Consider the following 1,130-nt stretch of genomic DNA (forward strand, 5'->3'; position numbering starts at 1 on the left):
ACCACGGTAAAACCACGCTGACCGCTGCTCTGACCCGTGTCTGCTCCGAAGTTTTCGGTTCGGCCAAGGTTGACTTCGACAAGATCGACAGCGCCCCGGAAGAGAAAGCTCGCGGTATCACCATCAACACCGCTCACGTTGAATACGATTCGGCCGTGCGTCACTACGCACACGTTGACTGTCCAGGTCACGCCGACTACGTAAAAAACATGATCACCGGTGCTGCCCAGATGGACGGCGCGATCCTGGTTTGCTCGGCCGCTGATGGTCCGATGCCACAAACCCGTGAGCACATCCTGCTGTCCCGTCAGGTAGGCGTTCCGTACATCGTTGTCTTCCTGAACAAGGCTGACATGGTTGACGACGCTGAGCTGCTGGAACTGGTTGAGATGGAAGTGCGCGATCTGCTGAGCACTTACGACTTCCCAGGTGATGACACTCCAATCATCATCGGTTCGGCTCTGATGGCTCTGAACGGCCAAGACGACAACGAAATGGGCACCACTGCTGTCAAGAAGCTGGTGGAAACTCTGGACAGCTACATCCCAGAGCCAGAGCGTGCTATCGACAAGCCGTTCCTGATGCCAATCGAAGACGTATTCTCGATCTCCGGTCGCGGTACTGTTGTGACTGGTCGTGTTGAGCGTGGCATCGTCCGTATCCAGGAAGAAGTTGAGATCGTCGGTCTGCGCGACACTCAGAAAACTACCTGCACCGGCGTTGAAATGTTCCGCAAGCTGCTCGACGAAGGTCGTGCTGGCGAGAACTGCGGCGTACTGCTGCGCGGCACCAAGCGTGACGACGTTGAGCGTGGCCAGGTTCTGGTCAAGCCAGGCACCGTCAAGCCGCACACCAAGTTCACCGCAGAAGTTTACGTTCTGAGCAAGGAAGAAGGCGGTCGTCACACTCCGTTCTTCAAAGGCTACCGTCCACAGTTCTACTTCCGTACAACTGACGTGACTGGTAACTGCGAGCTGCCAGAAGGCGTTGAAATGGTAATGCCAGGTGACAACATTCAGATGACTGTTACCCTGATCAAGACCATCGCGATGGAAGACGGTCTGCGTTTCGCTATCCGTGAAGGCGGTCGTACCGTCGGCGCTGGCGTCGTAGCCAAAGTCATCGAGTAA

The 1,130-nt window shown here is 56.1% G+C and carries 1 protein-coding gene; it reads left to right on the forward strand.

Annotated elements, in window-relative coordinates:
• Nucleotides 1–1,130, forward strand: a 1,130-nt coding sequence (tuf, locus tag BM300_RS29805; protein WP_092464719.1) for an elongation factor Tu, incomplete at its 5' end; no start/stop codon positions are given.

Source organism: Pseudomonas sp. NFACC46-3, assembly GCF_900114515.1.
GTDB classification, from domain to species: domain Bacteria; phylum Pseudomonadota; class Gammaproteobacteria; order Pseudomonadales; family Pseudomonadaceae; genus Aquipseudomonas; species Aquipseudomonas fluorescens_Q.